Annotated in this window: 4 protein-coding genes; 3 read left to right on the top strand and 1 reads right to left on the bottom strand. The window is 39.4% G+C overall.

The genetic code is table 11. The features are described 5' to 3' along the window. Positions 1-64: 64 nt before the first annotated feature. The gene (locus AC1DPZ_RS23655; RefSeq protein ID WP_477408093.1) at positions 65-1,738 is read left to right on the top strand and encodes an MFS transporter; all 1,674 of its coding nucleotides are present in this window, start codon (positions 65-67) and stop codon (positions 1,736-1,738) included. A gap of 88 nt (positions 1,739-1,826) precedes the next feature. Continuing rightward, positions 1,827-2,276 carry a deoxycytidylate deaminase gene (locus AC1DPZ_RS23650; protein WP_477408091.1) on the top strand — a complete coding sequence of 150 codons (450 nt, stop codon included), beginning with the start codon at positions 1,827-1,829 and terminating at the stop codon, positions 2,274-2,276. Between the two features lie 79 nt (positions 2,277-2,355). Here AC1DPZ_RS23650 and cmk read toward each other — a convergent pair whose 3' ends face one another. Continuing rightward, the gene (gene cmk, locus AC1DPZ_RS23645) at positions 2,356-3,033 is read right to left on the bottom strand and encodes a (d)CMP kinase (protein ID WP_477408089.1); all 678 of its coding nucleotides are present in this window, start codon (positions 3,031-3,033) and stop codon (positions 2,356-2,358) included. A 143-nt stretch (positions 3,034-3,176) separates the two neighbouring features. On the opposite strand from cmk, the gene arfB reads away from it, so the two are divergent. Continuing rightward, positions 3,177-3,587: an alternative ribosome rescue aminoacyl-tRNA hydrolase ArfB gene (arfB, locus tag AC1DPZ_RS23640; protein WP_477408087.1), complete on the top strand. Its 411-nt coding sequence runs from the start codon at positions 3,177-3,179 to the stop codon at positions 3,585-3,587. Positions 3,588-3,813: the final 226 nt, after the last annotated feature.

Raw genomic sequence — 3,813 nt, 5'->3', positions numbered from 1 at the left:
GTTTTACAAAAATTGATTTATGTTTATTGACTGAAAAAATAACTCTGTATAACCTAATTTAAAAATGGAACAAAAAAATGCTAAAAGTTACAGCTCGGCACTTTATACGCTAATCACTGTATTTTTCTTCTGGGGCTTTTTAGCCGCTTCAAATGGCGTATTTATACCTTTTTGTAAAGGACATTTTCATCTAACTCAATTTGAATCCCAGCTGATTGATTTTACATTCTATGGTGGTTATTTCATAGGTTCATTAATCCTGTATTTTGCTTCGTCTATCAGCAAAGTTGATATCATGAATAAAATGGGTTATAAAAATGGTATCATATTAGGCCTAATAGTTTCGGCAATTGGCGCTATAGGTATGATCCCGGCAATAGCATCGGGTTCATTTGGTTTAATATTAACAGTATTTTTTATTATAGCTATAGGCTTTTCACTTCAACAAACAGCGGCAAATCCTTTCGTGGTTGCTTTAGGTCCGCCGGAGACTGGTTCAAATCGTTTGAATTTTGCCGGTAGCATCAATAATATAGGTGGTTTGTTAGGGCCTGTAGTTGTAGGGATTATTTTATTCGGTTCGGCTTCAGCTAAAATAGACGCTAAAGATGTTCAGATATCATCTGTAAACAACCTTTATTACATGCTTGCTGGTTTATTTATTGCAGTTGCTATATTCTTCTGGTTCTCTAATTTACCAAAGGTTACCAGCGATGAGAAAATAGAGTCGAGTAGTAAAGCGAATACCCCACTTTTAATTATGTTTTTGGCGTTTCTGCTAATCCTGGCTGCAGACCCGTTGAGCGCTTATCTTAACAAGTTGTTATCTTCGGACACAAACAAAATAGGTGATATCGTAAAAAGTCAGTACTTTGTTTATGCATCCCTGGCAATTATTGTACTTACATTGGTAGGTACCATATTTGCCGCCAAAAAAAGCAAAGAAGGCTGGGGGGCTATGCAGTACCCTCAACTGATTTTAGGTATGCTGGCCATATTTACATATGTAGGTACTGAGGTAACTATTCAAAGTAATATGGGCTCTTTATTAAAAACGCCGGAATTTGGTTCCTATAATGAATCGGATATAGCGCCATACATTTCTTTGTATTGGGGTAGTTTAATGATTGGCCGTTTTGCAGGCGCAATAGGCGCATTTAATCTTTCAAAAACTGTTAAATATATATTATATGTCCTTGTGCCATTTGTGGCCTTTGGTATCGTATTGCTGGTAAATGCTGCTACTGGTGTAAATGTGAGCAACCTTTACGGGTATGCCGTATGCGTTGGTATCCTTATTGTAGCATTCTTTATAGGGCAGCAAAAACCTACACGCACATTAGCTGTTTTAGGCTTATTGGGTGTTGCCTTTATGTTAACAGGACTTGCAACTACGGGCAAAGTTGCTACATTTTCTTTTATCAGTGGTGGCCTGTGCTGCTCTATTATGTGGCCGTCAATTTTCTCTTTATCTATTACGGGTTTAGGAAAGTATACCAGCCAGGGTTCAGCTTTCTTAATTATGATGATCCTTGGTGGATCTATCATACCTCCATTACAGGGTAAAGTTGCCGATGGCAGTAACAATGTTATAGCAGGCATGAGTGGTATTCACTTCTCCTACATCGTACCGGTGTTGGGCTTTGCATACCTTGCTTATTTTGCGTGGAAAGTAAGCCGCGAACTGCGCAGCCAGGGCATTGACCTTGACCACGTGGAACTGGCAGCAGGCCACTAATTTTTTTTTTCATTAGGTTATTGGGTCATTAAGTCATTTAAAAATGAAGTGATGACCCAATGACTTTTAATGACCAATGACAGATGATATGAAACCAAGTTTTAATTCAATTTTCATGAACCTGGCAACCGACCTGGCTAAGCGCTCTCACTGCGTTAAAGCCCATGTAGGGGCTGTTTTAACCCGGGATACCCGTATTATATCTATAGGTTATAACGGACCGCCGGCGGGTACACATAACTGCGATGAAGAATGGCCGGAGAGGGGCTGCGCACGTGATTCAAAGGGGAGTTGTTCACTTGCCCTGCATGCAGAGGAAAATGCCATACTATATGCTGTTAAAAATGGAGCCAGGCTTGAAGGTGCCACGTTATATACCACACTCTCGCCGTGTATAGCTTGTGCAAGGCTTATTTTTTCGGCAGGTATAACACAAGTTTATTTTGATAAGTCATATGCCGAATTCAAAGGCCTCGACAGTGATGAAGGTGTCGACTTTTTAAACAGATTTGGAGTAAATACAGTAAAGATGGCCTGAACACCAATTAGCAAAATAAGATAGATCTGTACGGAACCTTTGATTCAGGCTCAAAATCMATATTCAATTAATTCTGACTTTAATCGGCCATAAAAGGCTCAATATGGCTTAGGGCAAATAGTAATTGCTCGGCAGGGCTTAGGTCGGTATTGTCTAAAATAACAGCATCTTCGGCACGTATCAGGGGGCTTTCCTTGCGTGTGGTATCCTGGTAATCCCGGTGGGCAAGGTTATCAAATACCTCTTCTAAAGTTATGTCCGGGTTTTGAGGAAGTAGTTCCTTATAACGTCTCTCTGCCCGTATTTTAGGATCGGCAGTCATAAAGATTTTTAACTGCGCATTTGGGAACACCACCGTACCAATATCGCGTCCATCCATAACAACGTTTTTTGATTTGCCTAAACGCTGCTGCTGCTTAACCAGTGCAACGCGTACTTCATGTATGGCTGCTATAGCACTTACCTTGTCGGCCACATGCATCTGACGGATCTCGTCAGATACTTCCTCATCATTAAGTGTAATATGGGTTTGATAATCGCGCGAATGAAAGTTAAGGTGGATGTTTTTTAATGCTTCTTCAATTTGATTATGATTTTGCAGATCAATATTATTGCGTAAAAAGTACAGGGCCACAGCGCGGTACATTGCACCGCTATCTACATAAATAAAGTGAAGCTTTTTTGCTAAAGCTTTTGCTAATGTACTTTTACCACAAGATGAATAACCATCAATTGCTACAACGATATTCTTGTTCATAAGAGCCGCTAAAGTACGAATTTTTGTGTTTGATTAGATGTGAGCCTTGATTAAGTGATTGCTTTGGTGAAATTGAACTTAGATAATTATGATATACATAAGCCAACCACTTAAGGATTCACCAAAAACACTACTTTTGGAAAATGAATCTGACTAAGGCCGATCTGCAAAAAGTAATAACCTATAAAACATCAAGAAGCGGTGGAAAGGGAGGTCAAAATGTAAATAAGGTATCAAGTAAGGTAGAACTTTTGTTTGATGTAGCGGGTTCTGAACTGTTTACTGATGATGAGAAATTATTACTTACCAGCAAGTTGCATAACCGCCTCAACAAGGAAGGTTTTGTTCAGGTAATTTGCGACGAAGAGCGCAGCCAGTACCTCAATAAAGAAAAAGCAATTGAAAGACTATTATTGCTTTTAGGGAGAGCTTTACAAGTACAAAAAGTACGTAAACCTACCAAAATCAGTAAAGCCATCAAAGCAGCCCGTTTAGAAAGCAAAAAGAAGCAATCTGCAAAAAAGGAAAACCGGCGAACCAATCTTGATGATTAATGGTGTGCAGATGTGCTTTTAGATGTGCAAATTTCTAATTCCAGATCTGCAGATTATTGGTTGAAAGGGAACGAAGCAGATTTACCAAGCCTTCGGAATTTTAGTTTTATAACCCCGGCGTTCATAGAATCCAATATCTGAACTCGCCGTTTCAAATTCATCTACGCGTTTGAAATCTATCATTTAAACCTGTAAGCGCCCGTTATAGCTCCCCACTGATGGGAGC

Source organism: Mucilaginibacter sp. P4_G9, from assembly GCF_056400985.1.
Note: the sequence above shows the minus strand (reverse complement) of the source record. Positions and strands in the feature narration are given on the sequence as shown.

Coding starts and splice junctions, on each gene's coding strand:
- arfB (WP_477408087.1), top strand. CDS start 3,177: ATGAATCTGACTAAGGCCGATCTGCAAAAAGTAATAACCTATAAAACA.
- AC1DPZ_RS23650 (WP_477408091.1), top strand. CDS start 1,827: ATGAAACCAAGTTTTAATTCAATTTTCATGAACCTGGCAACCGACCTG.
- AC1DPZ_RS23655 (WP_477408093.1), top strand. CDS start 65: ATGGAACAAAAAAATGCTAAAAGTTACAGCTCGGCACTTTATACGCTA.
- cmk (WP_477408089.1), bottom strand. CDS start 3,033: ATGAACAAGAATATCGTTGTAGCAATTGATGGTTATTCATCTTGTGGT.